The sequence below is a fragment of the Adonisia turfae CCMR0081 genome, from assembly GCF_011009555.1.
Classification (GTDB): Bacteria; Cyanobacteriota; Cyanobacteriia; order Phormidesmidales; family Phormidesmidaceae; genus Leptothoe; species Leptothoe turfae.
In genome coordinates this window covers 2,107,736-2,125,670 of record NZ_QXHD01000004.1, presented here as the reverse complement: position 1 = coordinate 2,125,670, position 17,935 = coordinate 2,107,736, and the positions used below count along the sequence as shown (strand labels likewise).

Here is a 17,935-nt window from a genome sequence, read left to right as displayed (position 1 = left end):
GTAGTGGATCCACCCCTAGAACCGTGCGTTGTTGCTCAGCATAAAGACCCGCTTGCGCATGCCACCAGACTGCGCCTATAGCAGCCTCTAAAACAGCATCGGTCGAGTTTGCCGGGGTACTTTTCTGGCGTTGCCCACGGTTGACATCAGCTATTTTCTGAGCCATTAGCCCCCCCATTAAGCCTGTTAAAACGTCCCCACTGCCTCCCCGTGCCAGGGCTGGGGTGCTGTGGGGGTTAAGCCATAACCGATCGCCGCTGGCAATGGCCACCTTAGCGCCCTTAAGAACGACCATCGTTCCAGTCTGCTGGGCCGCCTGAAGCGCACCATCATGACCGCTAATAAGTTCTGGGAAGAGTCGTCTAAATTCGCCGGGGTGTGGGGTGATCACAGTTGGTCCCAGGCGTTTTGTTAGTTGCTCAGTCGTGGTGCTATTGAGCCCATCGGCATCCAAGAGCAGGGGGGGAGAACTGGCCAAAATGTCAGATAGCCAGTCAACCTGAGCCAATCCAGGTCCGCAGGCGATGGTGTCATAGCGGTCCAGGTCTAACGGCGGCAGCGTGGCTATTTCACCTGTTGCTGTTTCCTCCGCTCCAATTACCAAGGCTCCTGGCAACTGGGCCACCATTGAGGGACGGATAGTCTCTGGCACAACCAGGGTCACCATGCCCACACCACTGGCCATGGCTCCGTGACCCGTCAACAGTGCAGCCCCTGCATATTGTCTGGAGCCAGCAATGGCCAACAGTTGCCCCACAGTATACTTATGGGCCACAGGAGACCGTTGCAGGGGTAAGGTCCGCAGTGCCCGCCCAGGTGTTAAACGCTGTACCTTTGGTGTAACCCCCAGCACAGCTTCAATGTTTGCCAAAGGAATGTCGAAGTCAATCAACTCCGTATGTCCCAAATAAGGTTGAGCTATTTCCTGTAAGCAGGCACGTTTCCAGAGTCCCAGGCAGAGGGTAATGTCCGCTTTAACAGCTATTCCTAATGCTTCTCCACTGTCGGTGTGGATGCCAGACGGGAGATCAATGCTCACAACGGGCATATTACTGTGATTAATCCTGGTGATCGCTGTGGCGACCTCCTCGCTAATGGGGCGACTGAGGCCAAATCCAAACAGACCATCAAGCAGGCGATAGCGCTGGCCCAGGTTAGCCTCCAGTTCACTCCATGTTTGGTACCAGGGAATCCCTAAGCTACGACAGTAACGACCATGGTCCATGGTCAGCGATTTGCATCGCTCAAAAGGACCATAAATTTTTACCCCATAGCCTTGCAGGTGCAGCTCACGGGCCACCACCAAGGCATCGCCACCGTTGTGACCGGGGCCTACCAAAACCCCGACTTCATAAGAGCGGTCCCAGTGCTGTGTCCAATAGTCGGCAATGCGTCCCGCTACTTTTTCCATTAGGGCTGCCACGGGAAAGCCTGAATCAAAGAGCTGAGCCTCAATGGCCTGCATCTGTTTAGATGTAACGCAGAATGAATGGCGATGGGGGCTGCTGCCTTGTTTTTTCATTTCATCGGGATATGAAGGTTTCATGACTGTATGTCTTGAAGTGAATGTCTCAGTTTTTATTGTCTTGGTCATAGCCCCCGCCTGAGTTCAAACGCTAAAAGTGATGGCCAGTAATCACGTATTTGTGAATGGAGTGTTAGCCTAAGAATTGGCAATTTTGATGAGTGCGATCATCTATGGGTATCTATGGGTAAAGTTGTTGTAGGTTTGTCTGGGGGCGTAGATAGTTCGGTCGCTGCAGCCACATTGCACCAGCAAGGGCAAGATGTAATTGGCCTGACTCTATGGTTGATGAAAGGTAAAGGGCAATGCTGTTCTGAAGGGATGGTAGATGCCGCTCAGCTCTGTGAAGAGCTGGATATCCCTTATCACGTTGTCGATACCCGTGAGCTGTTCGAAGAAAAAATCATCAACTATGTGGTTGAAGGTTACAGCCGAGGGGTAACGCCCTTACCCTGCTCCCAGTGCAACCGCAGCGTTAAGTTTGGCCCTATGTTAGATTATGCTCGCCAAGAACTGGGGGCAGATACCATTGCCACGGGCCACTATGCTCGGATTGCTTATAATAGCGATACAGGGCGCTACGAGCTGCGCCGTGCGGTTGATCGCAAGAAAGATCAGTCCTATTTTCTTTATGATTTAACCCAAGCACAGCTCAGTGCTACCCAGTTTCCCCTCGGTGAACAAACTAAAGTTCAAACGCGGGAAATGGCGACAAAATTAGGTCTTCACACAGCGGAAAAGCCTGAGAGTCAAGACTTATGCTTAATTGAACAGCATGGCTCTATGCAGGCTTTCTTGGATAAGTATCTAGCGCCTAAGACGGGGGATATTGTTGACACTAACGGCAACGTACTGGGTCAGCATACAGGTATTCATAATTACACTATCGGTCAGCGTAAAGGTTTGGGCATCGCTGCTCCAGCTCCTCTTTACGTAATTTCTTTGGACGTTGCTCGCAACCAGGTGGTTGTGGGAGAACGAGATAGTGTTCATCAGCCTTACTGCACTGTCGATCGGGTTAACTGGGTTTCGGTTCAAGCCCCTGACTCTCCCATGGCAGTGACAGTCCAGATTCGTTATCGTTCACCTGCGGTAGCTGCCACCGTGTTTCCCTTAGCAGATGGTTCTGTGAAGCTAGTCTTCAAAGAGCCTCAGTTTAGCGTGTCTCCGGGACAGGCTGCGGTATGGTACGACGATGATGATCGGGTGCTAGGCGGCGGTCTTATTCGACCGTTCGTTCCAGAAGATGAACATTAACGCAGTTTCTATAGAAGAAAAGAGGACGTTTTGACATTAACTAAAGATGGTATCGCCCCCCACGGCGGCACGCTGATCGATCGTTTAGTATCTGATGAGCAGAAAGCAGAATTTTTAAGTAAAGCTGATTTTTTGCCCCAGGTTACTTTAGATGATCGGGCTCTGTCGGACTTAGTCATGATCGCCATTGGTGGCTTTAGCCCTTTAACTGGGTTCATGGGCAAAGCCGACTACGAACCTGTAGTAACTGATATGCGTTTGGCCAATGGGCTGCCCTGGTCAGTACCTGTGACCCTCTCTGTTTCAGAAGAAGTCGCTACTCCCCTCAATGAGGGCATGTTGATTCGTCTTAACGATAAGACGGGTCGCTATGTTGGTGTACTTGAGCTGACTGAAAAGTATACCTACGATAAGAAAAAAGAGGCGATTAATGTTTATCGTACTGATGAGGATAAGCATCCTGGCGTCAAAGTTATCTATGAACAGGGAGCTGTTAATTTAGCTGGTCCTGTCTGGCTACTAGAGCGTGATCCTCATCCTTTATTCCCTAAGTACCAGATTGATCCAGCGGCTTCTCGCGCTATGTTTCGTGAGCGTGGCTGGAAGACCGTGGTTGGTTTTCAGACCCGTAACCCTATTCACCGGGCCCATGAGTACATTCAAAAATGTGCTCTAGAAACTGTGGATGGTCTGTTTTTGCATCCCCTGGTCGGTGCGACTAAAAAGGATGACATTCCAGCAGATGTCAGGATGCGGTGCTATGAAATCATGATGGACCGCTATTTTCCGCAAGATCGGGTAATTTTGGCAATTAATCCATCGGCTATGCGTTACGCTGGTCCTCGCGAGGCAATTTTCCACGCTTTAATTCGTAAGAATTATGGTTGTACTCACTTTATTGTGGGGCGTGATCATGCTGGAGTGGGTGATTACTACGGCACTTACGATGCTCAGCACATCTTTGATCAGTTTGAACCGGGTGAAATGGGAATTACACCTATGAAGTTTGAACATGCCTTCTACTGCACCCGTACAGGTACTATGGCAACTAGTAAGACTAGTCCCAGTAGTAAGGAAGAACGTATCCATCTATCGGGTACAAAGGTGCGCGAAATGTTGCGTCGTGGCGAGCTTCCCCCCCCGGAATTTTCTCGCCCAGAAGTGGCTGCTGAGTTGGCTCGTGCCATGCATGCCTAAAGCTAAAGCTAATGGAGTAATCGGGTCGTGAAGCGACGGGAGTTTTTGTCAGCGACAGGTGTCATCTTGGGAGCCTTTGGGCTCAGTCAGTCCCAGCTTCTAGGCTGGCAGCAGGCACTGGCAGATCCTTCCCGTCGCAAACTAGCCTTGCTCATTGGTATTAACCAATATCCCAATGGGGTTCTAGGAAAAGATGTGGACCCTTTCAAGGGCTGTCTGACAGATGTTGAACTGCAAAGACAGCTGTTGCTTTATCGTTTTGGATTTGATCCGAACAACATTGTTACGTTGGTGGATGCCCAAGCAACCCAGATCGGTATTCTAGATGCCCTCTATCAGCTGACTCAAACGTCGAATACTAGTGATTTTGTGGTTGTTCACTTCAGTGGTTGTGGTAGTCAGCTAGCCCTGGGCGAAAAACGCATTAAAACTTGGGTGCCTGTGGATGGCTATTTACCTACAGCTGCTCAACCTCTGTCCAGGGATGTGCCAGTATCCTGGGTGAAGCAAATTTTGGCTAAGCTCAAAACTAAGCAAGTATTTACGGTGGTAGATGCTGGGTATAGTCAGCTTGATGAGATGTTGTCCAGTGGCTATCGTGTGCGTTCTCGCCGAATAATACCGACGGTTGAGGATGTGTACTGTCCTCCGTTATCTATGGATGGTACGTCGGAGGTGGAAAAGCTGCAAATTGCGGCAGAGCCCTCATTTTTCCCTGGTGATTTGCTCATGGCTGCCCGTGATGGCCAGCCGGTGATTGAACGTCAGTGGTCTGATTTTGGAGCGGGCTTATTTACCTACGGTCTTACCCGTTATCTGTGGGCCACCCAACTACCGGCTAAGCTTTCGGCTGTTATGCGGGGGGCTCAAGAGTCCATTTTGCCTCTGGTGCCTAATCAGACACCTTATTGGACTACGCAAACCGCCGATGAGCATGCTGTTTATGGTGATGCAGATCTACCGTGTTTGGATGCGGTGATTATGGCTGTTGAAGGGCGTTCGGCCACGTTGTGGTTAGGTGGCTTACCGGCAGATGTGGTTCAGTGCAGCGAACGGTTGGGATTTGCTAGGCAGTTAGATAGTGATGAGCAGGTGGTGATGGTGCGATCGCAGACTGGTTTGTCTAGTCGCATCAAATTACCCGATGGGGAACCCTGGCCAGTGGGTCAGCCCCTATACGAAACAATGCGGGTTTTACCTAAAGATCTGCCCCTGGTTGTTGCTCTAGATTCCAGCCTGGAGAGAATTGAGCGTGTTGATGCCACCAGTGCCCTAGCTGCACTGTCCTTTGTCGATTCTACAGATGACATCCATCCGGCGGACTGTATGTTGGGTCAGGTTCGCTCAGAAATCGCAGATAGAGGCGATTTACCCACTATGCCAGTCGTGAGGCAGGGGTATGGGTTGTTCACCCCCACCCGTACCCTGGTGGTGGGTACCTTAGCCAAGCAAGACGAAGCAGTCAAAATGGCGGTGGCTCGTCTTTCGCCTAAGCTCAAAACCATGCTAGCTATGAAGCTGCTGCGGTTGAGTGACAATCAAACATCGTCCCATTTGGCGGTTCGGCTGAATCTGTTATTAGCAGGGGAGACTGAAAAACTCTTACTCCAGCATGAGACTCGTCAAGCCTCGGGTAGGGCTTCGAAAAGTCGTTTAGCTGATGCTGTCAGCCGTCAAAATCGCCCGGTGGAGTTTTCTAAGGGGGCTCAGCTACGTTACCAAGCCCTGAATTTTGGTTCAACTCCTGTATATGCTATGTTGTTGGCTTTTGACGCTAAGGATCGGATGCAGGCGTTTTTTCCCCCCAGTGATGGTCAACCCTATGCCATAGAGTCATTACAGACTGCTTTGACCTTATTGCCTGGAACATCGACCAGCCTGCCCACTCAGAATGCCTGGGTCGTTGATGATTCAGAAGGTAGGGTTGAAACCTATCTGGTCTGTAGTACCAATCCCTTGACTAACTGTTGGAAAGTATTGCTGTCCATGGCCAATACGGCCAGTAATCAGCGGGTGACCCTTGGCGATAATGCCCTGCCGCTGGTACAGGCTTTACTGGATGATATCAGTGGTGGTGAAGACGTCGATGATGATAGCTATACCTTAAGCGCAGCGCGTTGGGCAACAGTTGGGTGTCACTACAGCATTATTTAGTCGATGGCGGGTTGGGCAACGGTTGGGTGTCACTACAGCATTATTTAGTCGATGGCGGGTTGGGCAACAGTTTTGAATTGTGAGTTTAACGCCTAATCATTACCATTACTTTAGCTGGTGACTTCCGCTTCAGTTGAAGCCGCCTCGTTATTGCTAACTTCTTGGTTGGAGAAGCTAAAGGCACGAAAATGTTTGGCTTGTTCTTCGATACGACTGGCGATGCGATCGCAAACCAAGCTGCACAGCTGAAAACTCAGATCGTCAGATACCCGATAAAAAGACGATGTGCCTTCGGTTCGCCTAGTGAGGATGCCTGCCTGCATCATTACTTTCAGGTGTTTAGACACATTAGCCTGACTGGTTTCGGTAACATCAACCAGGTCCTGCACGCATTTCTCACCACTTCCCAGCAGATTCAAAATTTTGAGCCGCATGGGCTCGCTCAAAACGCTGAAGTAATCGGCCACCTGCTGAATAACTTCAGCGGAGATAGGTTCCATTGCGGGACCTCCAAGACCCTAGGGAAACAGACATATCTGCATATCAAAACTTGATGGGTATTGTAACAATATATTCATCAATGGCAATAGAGTGATTTAGTTTTTCACTAAAAAAATAAAATTAGCTACGGCTACTGTTGAGCATATGAAACGGGGGCAGGAGCTGCTTAGATCTAGGGAGAGGGGGTAGCCCTTCAGTCGACTTTATATTTTTCTCGTCGCGTAAAAAAGATTTTATAGATCTATTTAATTCCCTTATGCGGGAGAGTTTTCTAATTCTAGGCAACCATTTGCCACGGTTGTATCAGCGTTTTGGAATTATGAAAGAAGTATAGGGTTTCCCTCAGAACTCAAAACGACAGCGTTAGGATGAGATTACTTGAAGTCGTTGGATCTACCGCTTTTCTCTCGGTAAGCATATTGAAAAATCAATGATTAAATAAACATTGAAAATAGTTGTCCCAGACAATCTTTATAATTTATTTGGTTAGGCTGTTGACCATTTATTTGCGTCTGTAGCCATGGTTTTTAATCCGTCACTATGCTTTTGGTTTCCAGCTAACGTTAGTGATATTTAAGCTTTAGGGATCAATACTGGTTTTATCGTTAAGGAGTTGAGGGACCTTAAAATGCTGGTGATATGTTTTCTAGGCTTGTCAGAAGCTAAAGGTTCTGGGGCAAGCCCTGCTTAAAGAAACATGGTTTTTAGAAAACTATGTTCACTGTTTTTCACAACAGTATCAGCTTGGTTAAATATGTTTTCTGATCCATGTTAGGAGGTGTTTACTCTTTTTAGAGAGTAGTTAATAACTGAGCGTATTACAGCATTATGACAATGATAATAGTCAGAACAGATTTGCTTATGGGAAACACCATTGTAGGAGATCCTGATGTGTGTGCTTTGCTTTGTGGCTATTTCAGTCGTTTCCAGGTTATCGCCCTTACAAATAGTCAATAACTATGTCTGGTTTCTCCTCAGCCTTAGAGTATCAAAGCATACCGCATCATGTTTTTGAACAGGTGCGAAGGAGTCTCTCTGGGCTGTTGACAGACGATGAATATTATCTCTCTGAGCAGGATTTAGACAATGGTCAATTGCCTGTGGAAGCTGATATCGCCAAGTTTTCGCTGTTTTCGGTAGGGCAAATTAATGGTTTGCTCATAGCTCAACCTGGTGAAGTAAATCATTATCTAGTTTGCCTTTGTACCGATCCGGTGGCGATTGATCGTTTTTTATCTCTGCCTTGGCTAGTCCAGGGATTGAGTGGTTCCAGTCAAGATACCATAGGGCAACTGCAGCAGCGGTTAAATCGGTCTGTCGCAGAGCCATTGTCTGAAACCTATACCTTTGAGAGTCAGTACCTTATTAACTTAATGAATCAGCTTGTGCTGGATGTGAGTGATCTAGCGCAACGTTCTCCAGATCCGTCCCTATCATCGGCTACTATTCTGCAGCGTATTGTTACCCGTTTGCAGCAGTCAGAACCACTGGCATCCTTGATTCAATTAACTCTAAATGAAGTCTGCGAATGGTTGTGTCTTGACCGGTTATTTGTTTATCAAGTTGCTAATCCCCCTCCCAAACCTGAACAGTCGTTGTTGCAGAATAAGGAGGGTAATGTCTCGTCTTGCATTACCTACGAGGCACGTGGGCATCCATCTACGGAGTCTGTTCTCTATCGTTCCGACGCCCATTGTGTGTCGGATGCGTCCTGTGCTGAGCGATATGCCCAAATGTCTCAGGCAGCAGGGTATATCGCGATTGAAAACATAGAAAAACACTATCAAAATCACCCATGTTTGCTCAAACAACTCAAACACGTTAATGTCGCATCTCAGTTGGTAGTGCCTATCTGGCTGGGCGATAGATTGTGGGGGTTATTGATCGCCCATCAGTGTACCAGTGAGTCAGAGAGGTCATCTCAAAAGCTGCGCCATTGGCAACCATGGGAAGGGCAGTTTCTGGTTAAGGTTGCAGAACATATCGCCATAGCGATTCGTCAAAACGATTTGCAACAACAACTCCAGTATCAAAAACTGATGCTTGAGGCGCAGGTTGAGGACCGAACCCAGAACCTTAATGATACATTGATGGCTGCTGAAGCTGCTATCAAAACTAAGAGTGAATTTTTGGCCACCATGAGCCATGAGCTCCGGACGCCATTGACCTATATTATTGGTATGTCGGCCACCTTATTGCGCTGGTCTTTTGGAGAGTTGAGTCCTCGTCAACGTGATTATCTCAACACCATCCACAGTAGTGGAGAACAGCTATTAGACATTATCAATGACATTCTGGAAGTCGCTAAAATTGAGGCGGGACGTACTGTCCTTGAGATCAACAATTTTTCCCTATCTAATTTAGCCCGCAGCAGTCTAGAGAGTTTTCGGCAACAGGCTCAGTCTAAAGAGGTAGATTTACGAATAAATTTAAGGCTGTCGGAAAGTGAGGACAATTTTTGCGCTGATCCACGTCGAATACGTCAAATTTTAGCCAATTTACTCAGTAATGCTGTTAAATTTACCGATGCCAATGGGCGAGTTAGTTTACGGGTTTGGCGTGATCCACAGAATGTCATGTTTCAGGTGGAAGATACTGGGATTGGTATTCCTGAGGCGCAGCAGGCGGTTTTGTTTGAAACATTTAAGCAGTTAGAAGCGGCCCGTCAGCGTCAGTATCCTGGTGCTGGTCTGGGGTTAGCGCTCACTAAACAACTTGTTGAACTGCATAATGGCTCAATTCAGGTGGTTTCCACACCGGGTAAGGGGTCCATGTTCACCGTGCGGATTCCGCTACAGCATCCAGACGTTCCATCTCACTCCTATCAAAGTGTTGAACCGATTACTGGTCGGATTATTCTGCTGGAAGATGATGAAAGTAGTGCCAGTTTAATTTGTGATTTATTGACCGCTGCCAACTATCAGGTAATTTGGGTGATCGAAGGGTCGCGAATTGTCCACCAGGTAGAGATTTTGCAGCCTGTAGCCATTATTCTCAACCACCATTTAGTCAGTGGGAATAGTCAATATATTGTGGATGATCTCAAGCACTACGTGGCTACATCCGGAATTAAAGTGATTTCGTTGATGCAGGCTGAGGATATGGCAGCCGAGGGTGAACTTTCTATGGATGGCTTTGATGATTACTTGGTGAAGCCTATCCATCCACCAACGCTGCTCAGTAAGATTCAGGCTTTACCTGGTTAGGTTGCATGGCTGTCCCAGGCATCGTTATTTGCCCTAGGTACAGCCAGTTGAACTGGTATGGTTATTAGGCTTTCGGGGAATATGCCAGGTAAACTGTCTATACTGTTGGCTCCATAATTCAGCCTGGGTACACTCTCCAAAATTGCTGGATAATGGGACGCGCAACTATCCGAATGCTGCGGAAGATTTACTCCAGCAAGCTGTTCAGGGGCTGCTAAAGCTGATGCTAGGCCAGGTTCTTAAGGAACGCTATCAATTAGTCAGAGTGCTGGGGGCAGGTGGCTTCGGGCAGACCTATGTGGCTAGGGATTTATTTCAGCCCCAAACGCCTGAGTGTGTGGTTAAACAGTTAAAGCCAGCGAGCAATGATGCCACTTTCCTCAAGGTTGCGCGGCGGCTGTTTGATACGGAAGTGTCTACGCTCAGGCGTTTAGGTACCCACAGCTGTATTCCTAAACTACTAGATTCTTTTGAAGAGCAGCAGGAGTTTTATCTGGTTCAGGAGTTGATTGATGGTGAGTCTTTGGGAGATGAAATTCGTCGTGCGGGACGGCTAAGCGAAGACCAAATCATTACCTTACTACAGGAAACCTTAGGGATTCTTAAGTTCGTCCATGATAATCGCGTTATTCATCGTGATTTGAAGCCTGATAATCTAATTCGACGTAAGAGTGATAATAAGCTGTGCCTGATTGACTTTGGAGCCGTCAAAGAAATCCGTACCCAGTTGGTCAATAGTGAATTGACGAGTCTAACGGTCGGTGTAGGCACACAAGGGTATACCCCCAGTGAGCAACTGGCCGGTAAGCCGCGTTTGAGTAGTGACATTTTTGCCTTGGGAATGACGGCCATCCATGCATTAACTGGGCGAGCCCCTACAGACTTACCGGATGATATGTCTTCCCTGGAGCTGCGTTGGGAAGAGTATGCCAATATCAGCCCGGGGCTCAAGTATTTATTGAAAAAGATGGTGCGTCATTATTTCTATCAGCGCTATCAATCTGTTGCGGAAGTACTCTACGATCTGGGCCATTTAGATGAATTGGCTGAAAAGGCCGATCAGCTGACAGTGGCAGAGACGTTTTTGCCCCAGGCAACGGTCTGGCAGCCATCCCGCAAGGAGAGTATTCGGGCCGTTGCGATCGCAACGGCTGTAACCAGTGTCCTAATTCTCGGTTTTCGTCAGCTTCAAGCTTTTGTACCTTTAGAACTACAGGTATATGACGGTTTGGTGGCCTATCAGCGGGATTTAGGCCCCGATCCCCGCATTCTGCTTGTTGGGATTAACGAACAGGATCTCAACAATCAGCAGCGTGATAGTCCGTCCGATCAGTCAATTGCCGATGCCCTTGAGATTATTCAAAGCCATCAGCCAGCCACCATTGGTTTGGACCTGCACCGTAATTTCCCCATCGGTGAGGGACGAGCGGCGTTGGCTCGTAGTCTGACCGCTGACAACATTATTGGTATTACCAAGTTAGGGGACTTTCAAGGCGAGAGGATTCCACCCCCTCCGGAGCTGAGACCTGAACAGGTGAGTTTCAATGACTTTCCTTTGGATCCGGACGGTAAAATTCGACGTAATCTTTTGTATGCCAGCCTCAGCACTGACGAAGACGCCGAGGTCCATATATCATTTGGCCTCCTGGTGGCCATGCATTATCTAGAAAAGCAGCATGGTTTGCAGCCCGCACCCGGGGACAGGGAAGATGAGTTTTTAAAGCTGGGTGACACGGGGTTCAAGCTAATGAATTCCACTTTCGGTGGCTATCAATCGGTGGATGCAGCCGGATATCAAATACCGATTACCTATCGTTCACCGACGCAGTTGGCCCAGCGAGTTTCATTGACTGACATTCTGACAGATGCGGTTGATCCTGAGTTGATTACTAACAAGGTGGTTTTGATTGGCACGACAGCCTACACCAGCACTGACAAATTTTTTACCCCCTATACCCTGCGTAGTGATATCAGCGATGAGAATTATTTAATGTCAGGGGTGGAGGTGCATCTTCACATGGTCAGTCAGTTTTTAAGTGCTGTTTTAGATGATTACCCACTGCCCTGGGCCTGGCCGGACGGTGCAGAAATTGCCTGGATTATTGTTTGGGCCAGCGGCGGCAGTTGGCTTACCTGGCAATTGCGTAAGCGACGTTATTTACTGCTCGCCTATGGCATTGGGGTAGTTGCGATCGCAGGAACAACGGTTCTGTTCTTTTTAACCAATGCCTGGGTGCCAGTTGTTGCGCCCTTAGCAGCTTTTACTGTCGCCAGTGGCAGCCTCTTAGCCTATCGTCGTTATCGCCAGCGATATCCCCGCTTAAGATAGACCGGAATCTGCGTTAGGATCAATGAGTAGCTGTAACCGACTTTCTGAGTAAAAACATGGTGGAGAAAATTCAAAAAACAGACGCAGAATGGCAAGCACAGCTCACCCCCGAGCAATATCAAGTGGCTCGCAAGCACGGTACAGAGCGAGCGTTTACCGGTAAGTATCACGACAACAAAGCAGCCGGTATCTACAACTGCGTCTGCTGCGGGGCCGAACTCTTCTCGTCTGAAACCAAGTACGATTCTGGTACAGGTTGGCCTAGTTTTTGGGCTGCCAGTAAGGCCGAAAATGTTGCCACAAAGCGTGACTTTAGTCTCTTTATGGTGCGCACCGAAGTGCTATGTGCTGTGTGTGACGCCCACCTGGGTCACGTTTTCTCCGATGGACCTCAGCCCACTGGAGAGCGCTACTGTATGAACTCAGCCGCCCTTGATTTTGTGCCGAAGGAAAACGCCTAGTTTCCCTTTGTTTATGGAGTTAGCGGTTGACTATTGTGGTCGGGGCATGCCCATCGTGTGCCTCCATGGCCATCCCGGCACGGGGCGCTGTATGTCAGTGTTTGCGGACTATCTATCGCCTCATTTTCAGATTATTGCACCAGATTTGCGTGGTTATGGTCGCAGCCGTGCCACCCAACCCTTTACCATGGAGCAGCACCTGGATGATTTATCGGTGCTGCTAGACCGTCTGGATCAGCCCTGTTTGTTGTTGGGATGGTCCCTTGGCGGTATCTTGGCCATGGAGTTAGCCCTGAAACATCCTGCACAAATTGCCGGTTTAGTTTTAGTGAGTACTGCCGCCAGACCAGCGGGTCGTCATCCATCCATTAGCTGGCAAGATAACCTACTGACAGGGATTGCGGGGGTAATTAACTGGTTAATTCCAGGCTGGTCATGGAATATCTCCACCTTTGGTCAACGCTCACTGTTTCGCTATTTGATCTCCCAGCATAGTGCTCAGGCCTATCGATATCTCGCTAGGGAAGGCACACCCGCCTTTATCCAGACATCGACCTTGGCAAATCGAGCTTTAAACACCGCGCTGAGGCAAGGGTATAACCGTTTGGGAGAATTACACCGCATTTCTCAACCTTGCCTGATGCTAGCCGCGGCTAATGATGTGCACATCACGCCAGAGTCTAGCCAGGAAACAGCCGTTATCTTGCCGAATTGCGAATGTCGTTTGTACGATAATGTTGCCCATTTAATGCCTTGGGAAATAGGACCGCAGCTGTGTAACGACATTGGTCAATGGCTGCAAACCCATGAATTTTGGCAGGCTTGACGAACGCTATACCTGAATCGCGGATGGCGCTGTTATTTTGAACAAAAAGGCTCGTTCCCTCATATGTCAGAATATTTTGACTAACAACAAAAGGTGTTTGGTTACTGCTCCAAACACCTTTTGTCAAAACCTACTGAGCAAATTTCTTGTAGTTTTTTTAGCCTAACCCGCTAGTTGTTATAAACGGGAGTTACATTGCTAGGCTCCGTATATTCCACCGTCAAGTGTGCGGGTTCGGCACAGCACTTAATGGCAACGTCAATTTGTTGTGCCCCTTCTTGCTCTAGATCTTCAATGTAACCCCCTTGATATTGGGTTGCCTCACGTTCTGTATCAAATGGACCAAAATAATAAAGACAGCGAGGTTGGGACGTGGAAATCTCAACCCACCAAGGCTTTGAAAATGAGCTAAAAAGATTACTCAAAAAGCTTTTCATAAAATGAGTACCTGTTGTTATTAAAAATCCAGCTTACGAGCAGCCTAAAATTGCGCTTATAACATTTATACAGTGTGATTTTGATCCCCGCCAAGATTAATAGTCGGTAATTTTTCTAACCATCGCTGTCGATAAATCTCATACAGCACCATACCTGTTGCGACTGAAGCATTCAAACTGGGAGTTTTGCCAGCTAGAGGGACAGAGACTAAAACATCGCAAAGATTTTGAATCGATAGGCTGAGACCCGGACCCTCTGCACCGATGGCTAGCACTATCGGGCGATCAAACTGGGTTGTATGGACTGCTTGCCCTGCTTCAGCAGCTGTTCCATACACCCAAAACCCTGCATCTTTAAGTTGTTCTAAAGCACGTCCCAGGTTAATAACTCTGGCAACGGGTAATGTTTCCAAGGCCCCGGCGGCAACCTTTGCGACCGTTGGCGTGATCCCCACGGCGCGTCGTTGGGGAATGACCACACCCTGGGCACCTAATGCTTCAGCTGTGCGAATAATGGCTCCTAAATTATGGGGATCGGTAATGCTATCAGCCGCAACAATGACTGGTTGACGGCAGGCGGCTTTGGCTTTGGCCACCAGGTCATCCAGCTCAATGTAGCTGTGGGACGCAATTTGCGCCACAATGCCCTGATGATTTGCCCCCTGGGTGAGCTGGTTAAGCCGTTGGGTATTGACCTCATCGACGACGGCACCGTTGGCTTTGGCATCTAGGATTAGCGGGCGAAAGCGAGCATCAAATACGAGTCTGGCATTGACCCACAGCCGATTGATGGGACGCTCATTTGCGATCGCAGCTTCTACTGAATGACGTCCGTATACTAAATCTGGGCGTTCCTCTTGCAAGGTCTCTGCTGGGGGGGTGGAACGAGGCTTGGGTGGTCGCCCTGATGCATCCTTAGGACCGGGTCGTCGCTTTTTAAATGGCTTGCTGGATGTCTGCTTAAAGGATGGTTTAGCATGTCCCTTCCGCTGAGGACGAGATTTGCCTTTGGCCGGACGTGGCCGATCGGACGACGGTTTAACCATGGGTTAGGAGTAGAAGCGGAGTCACATCATACCGCTTAGTTGTTGTTTGGGGGAGTGGGGAATAGGGCGTGGGGATTGGGGCTATAGAGGAACTGGCAAGGGATAGATGCTCCTAAGGCAATTGCCTTAGGAGCGTGAGTTTCGTAGCTTTTCACGTTGAGAGACTACTGGAGAGTAGAGGTAACGCTTAAGTTCTTGAGTAACTCACATAGCCGAGGTTGGTCAGTGATGTAGAGATAGCCAACCAGGGCTTCGAATGCAGTTGACTGTCGATATATTTTTGCTGACAAACGTCTTGGGGCTTTAGACGTAGCATTGCGTCCCCGTCGAACAATGTCAGCTTCCACATCGCGTAAGTGAGGCGTTAACTGTTCAAGATAGGCAGCCTGCTGTTCAGCCTTTACCTGGCTTACCACCTGCTGATGAAACATCTGTATCCGCTGGGGTGGCCATAAAAACTGCATACGAACATAGAGCTCGAACACAGCATCACCGATGTAGGCCAAGGCTATCGGTGGGACAGACTGCACCTGCTGGAACTGGAGAGCACCCGGTGAGAATATCTCTGTCAGTTGACTTGAAGTAGGTAGCGGGACCTTGATGTCGTTAGCGCCATCATGACTGTCCATCAAAACCTCCCGCGCTTAAACACTCTAATGAGTAAGCACGCCATGGGTCTATGGCGTTCCAAATCGAGCCCACGGTTGCGATCAAGAATCCTTGAGATTCTCAAGGGCAGTGTCAACGTTGGGCTGTAACGAAAGAAACTGTTCCAGACGGACAAGCTTTACCGTCTGAGTAACGCGAGCATTCGTTACCACTTGAACACTACCGCTTTCACCCTTTGCTTTTTTCACCAGCTGCACTAGGGCACCTAGGCCCGAACTGTCGACAAAATCAATCGCCGATAGGTCGAGGATAATATGGGTGGGGCCTTCTTCAATGTACCGATTCAGAACCTTACGAAATGTGGGTTCTGAAAATGCATCTAATAGACCAGTGAGGCGAAATATTTGACATTTCCCCCTAACATCACGGGTGCCTCTCAAACTTACGGTTAGGGTCAGCGACTCAGCGATAATAACCTCCTAAAGGCAATAGATACGGCAAAATCAGACGTTTAATTTTAGGTCAGGATCTTTCCGACTGCAAGGAAATTAAGTGAAACGTAAATGCACTTATCCAGGGTTAACCGAGGGCTAATTTCGGACTCATCTGGGGCTTTTCTGTCACTTAATGGAAAATATAGATTACCCTACACCATTGCTGCGATGATCAAGCATAAGGGTAACGAATTTTTCAAATAAATAATCTGCGTCATGGGGTCCGGGACTGGCCTCTGGATGATACTGCACTGAAAAGATGGGCAAGGTTTTGTGCTGTAGACCAGCGACAGTCTGATCATTGAGATTCAAGTGGGTTACTTCAACCTCTGTGGCTGGAATTGTATCAGCATTGATGGCAAAACCATGATTCTGACTTGTAATTTCTACCTTTTGGGTGAGACCACAGGGTTGATTTAAACCTCGATGTCCAAATTTGAGTTTGAAGGTTTTTGCGCCAAGGGATAGCCCTAGGATCTGGTGTCCCATACAGATGCCAAAGGTGGGCAACTCGCTATCTAACAGTGCTTTGACTAGAGCTGGAGCAGATTCTACAGCTGCCGGATCGCCTGGTCCGTTAGACAGGAAAATACCGTCGGGTTTATGCTTAAGAATCTCTTCTGGCTCTGTATCAATAGGGACTACGATGACGCGACAGCCATGGCTGGCTAAGCGGCGCAGGATATTACGTTTGATGCCAAAATCAATGGCGACCACCGTCAGGGGTGTAGCCGTTCTATCATGGGCGGTAGATGTGGTAGATGTAAATTCCCAATGGGTATCTGTGGGCTCTGTCCATTCATAAACTTCGGTGGTGCTCACCTCCTTTACCAGATTTAACCCTTCCATACTGGGGATGAGTTCAAGTTGCTGTAGTAACCGTTCAGGGTCAAGAATTTCACTGGAGATTGCTCCATTCATGGCACCTACCGTTCGTAGTTTGCGGGTGAGGGCACGGGTATCGATGCCATAAATGCCTGGAATGTTGTGCTGTTTTAGGTGGTCAGGTAGAGATGTGGTGGAGCGCCAGTTGCTAGGACACTCACAAATATTTTTTGCGATCGCACCATTCACCTGAGGAGTCGCTGATTCATCGTCCTCATTATTAATTCCGGTATTGCCCAATTCCGGGTAAGTGAAGGTGACAATTTGTCCGCGATAGCTAGGGTCGGTCAATACTTCTTGATACCCTGTCATGCCTGTATTGAAGACAATTTCGCCCACTACTGTACCGGTGGCTCCAAAGGACCAGCCACGAAAAACTGACCCGTCAGCTAATACTAATAGGGCTGGTTGTGAGCTAGTGGAAAAAATAGACATGGGTTACAACAGGGAAATAAACGCGGTGCCTTCCCACCCAGAACACGTTGGAACATGATGGGGACCCGTACCATCCTAGAGGCCATGGGGAACTTTTGAACAATGCTTGAGAAAAAATGCATCAGAATTCTTCAAATTCTCTGTCTAGGGACCCTAGCGGCCTGTCAGATTAGTCCAGTATCAACCGACACTTTAGAGAGAACAGAGAGGGAAACAGCCTCCGTCCCGGTTCAAATGAGTGCTTCGGTGGAGTCCGATGAAACTAATAATAAGGCTGGTATTGAACCTGATGCCGCTAATGCTGCAACTGTTCCAGCGAGCGCAGCGGAACTATCCACAGCCTATCAAGATGCCATTAACCTGGCATCTAGTGCTTTTAAATTAGGTCAGCAGGCCACATCTCCAGATGATTGGGATTTAATCGTTGGCCGTTGGGAGCAGGCAGTTCAAAAACTTCAGGACGTACCGGCAGGCGAGCAAAACTATGCAGTTGCCCAAACTAAACTGAAAGACTATGAGCGTAATTTAGCCCAGGCAAAGCAGCGTTTGGCCGATCTCAAGCAACCCCCAGCC

14 protein-coding genes and 1 pseudogene are annotated in these 17,935 nt (G+C 48.5%); 8 read left to right on the top strand and 7 right to left on the bottom strand.

Annotated elements, in window-relative coordinates; all coding sequences use genetic code 11:
• Positions 1 to 1,546, bottom strand: a 1,546-nt coding sequence (locus DXZ20_RS13450) for an NAD(P)H-hydrate dehydratase (RefSeq protein ID WP_250565751.1), incomplete at its 3' end; no start/stop codon positions are given.
• Positions 1,547 to 1,708: 162 nt separating this feature from the next.
• Here DXZ20_RS13450 and mnmA point away from each other — a divergent pair.
• The 3 genes from mnmA to DXZ20_RS13435 are packed head-to-tail and all read left to right on the top strand — an operon-like array spanning position 1,709 to position 6,133.
• Positions 1,709 to 2,782, top strand: a complete 1,074-nt coding sequence (gene mnmA, locus DXZ20_RS13445; protein WP_163698684.1) for a tRNA 2-thiouridine(34) synthase MnmA — start codon at positions 1,709 to 1,711, stop codon at positions 2,780 to 2,782.
• Positions 2,783 to 2,812: 30 nt separating this feature from the next.
• A complete protein-coding gene (gene sat, locus DXZ20_RS13440; RefSeq protein WP_163665452.1) occupies positions 2,813 to 3,979 on the top strand; it encodes a sulfate adenylyltransferase in 1,167 nt (388 codons plus the stop codon).
• A gap of 27 nt (positions 3,980 to 4,006) precedes the next feature.
• Positions 4,007 to 6,133: a caspase family protein gene (locus tag DXZ20_RS13435; RefSeq protein ID WP_163698683.1), complete on the top strand. Its 2,127-nt coding sequence runs from the start codon at positions 4,007 to 4,009 to the stop codon at positions 6,131 to 6,133.
• 110 nt (positions 6,134 to 6,243) lie between these two features.
• Here DXZ20_RS13435 and DXZ20_RS13430 read toward each other — a convergent pair whose 3' ends face one another.
• Positions 6,244 to 6,633, bottom strand: a complete 390-nt coding sequence (locus DXZ20_RS13430) for an ArsR/SmtB family transcription factor (protein ID WP_006515011.1) — start codon at positions 6,631 to 6,633, stop codon at positions 6,244 to 6,246.
• Between the two features lie 960 nt (positions 6,634 to 7,593).
• Here DXZ20_RS13430 and DXZ20_RS13425 point away from each other — a divergent pair.
• The 4 genes from DXZ20_RS13425 to DXZ20_RS13410 all read left to right on the top strand — a co-directional run bounded on the left by DXZ20_RS13425 (position 7,594) and on the right by DXZ20_RS13410 (position 13,456).
• The gene (locus DXZ20_RS13425) at positions 7,594 to 9,840 is read left to right on the top strand and encodes a hybrid sensor histidine kinase/response regulator (RefSeq protein ID WP_163698681.1); all 2,247 of its coding nucleotides are present in this window, start codon (positions 7,594 to 7,596) and stop codon (positions 9,838 to 9,840) included.
• A gap of 142 nt (positions 9,841 to 9,982) precedes the next feature.
• The gene (locus DXZ20_RS13420; RefSeq protein ID WP_163665445.1) at positions 9,983 to 12,169 is read left to right on the top strand and encodes a CHASE2 domain-containing protein; all 2,187 of its coding nucleotides are present in this window, start codon (positions 9,983 to 9,985) and stop codon (positions 12,167 to 12,169) included.
• Between the two features lie 56 nt (positions 12,170 to 12,225).
• Positions 12,226 to 12,630 (top strand): peptide-methionine (R)-S-oxide reductase MsrB, encoded by a 405-nt coding sequence (gene msrB, locus DXZ20_RS13415; RefSeq protein WP_163665443.1) that lies wholly within the window; start codon positions 12,226 to 12,228, stop codon positions 12,628 to 12,630.
• A 13-nt stretch (positions 12,631 to 12,643) separates the two neighbouring features.
• Positions 12,644 to 13,456 (top strand): alpha/beta fold hydrolase, encoded by an 813-nt coding sequence (locus DXZ20_RS13410; protein ID WP_163698679.1) that lies wholly within the window; start codon positions 12,644 to 12,646, stop codon positions 13,454 to 13,456.
• A 170-nt stretch (positions 13,457 to 13,626) separates the two neighbouring features.
• Here the strand turns inward: DXZ20_RS13410 and DXZ20_RS13405 are convergent, their stop codons facing one another.
• The 5 genes from DXZ20_RS13405 to carA all read right to left on the bottom strand — a co-directional run bounded on the left by DXZ20_RS13405 (position 13,627) and on the right by carA (position 17,362).
• A complete protein-coding gene (locus tag DXZ20_RS13405; RefSeq protein WP_163665439.1) occupies positions 13,627 to 13,893 on the bottom strand; it encodes a DUF1816 domain-containing protein in 267 nt (88 codons plus the stop codon).
• A gap of 65 nt (positions 13,894 to 13,958) precedes the next feature.
• The gene (rlmB, locus tag DXZ20_RS13400) at positions 13,959 to 14,939 is read right to left on the bottom strand and encodes a 23S rRNA (guanosine(2251)-2'-O)-methyltransferase RlmB (protein WP_163665437.1); all 981 of its coding nucleotides are present in this window, start codon (positions 14,937 to 14,939) and stop codon (positions 13,959 to 13,961) included.
• Positions 14,940 to 15,103: 164 nt separating this feature from the next.
• Positions 15,104 to 15,568, bottom strand: coding sequence for a Mini-ribonuclease 3 (locus DXZ20_RS13395; RefSeq protein WP_163665435.1), 465 nt, complete (start codon positions 15,566 to 15,568; stop codon positions 15,104 to 15,106).
• Positions 15,569 to 15,649: 81 nt separating this feature from the next.
• Positions 15,650 to 15,988, bottom strand: a complete 339-nt coding sequence (locus tag DXZ20_RS13390) for an STAS domain-containing protein (protein ID WP_006515003.1) — start codon at positions 15,986 to 15,988, stop codon at positions 15,650 to 15,652.
• Between the two features lie 201 nt (positions 15,989 to 16,189).
• Positions 16,190 to 17,362, bottom strand: a complete 1,173-nt coding sequence (gene carA, locus DXZ20_RS13385; RefSeq protein WP_163698677.1) for a glutamine-hydrolyzing carbamoyl-phosphate synthase small subunit — start codon at positions 17,360 to 17,362, stop codon at positions 16,190 to 16,192.
• Between the two features lie 102 nt (positions 17,363 to 17,464).
• Between carA and DXZ20_RS13380 the strand changes: the two are divergent.
• Positions 17,465 to 17,935, top strand: a pseudogene (locus DXZ20_RS13380) (hypothetical protein); the annotation flags it as partial.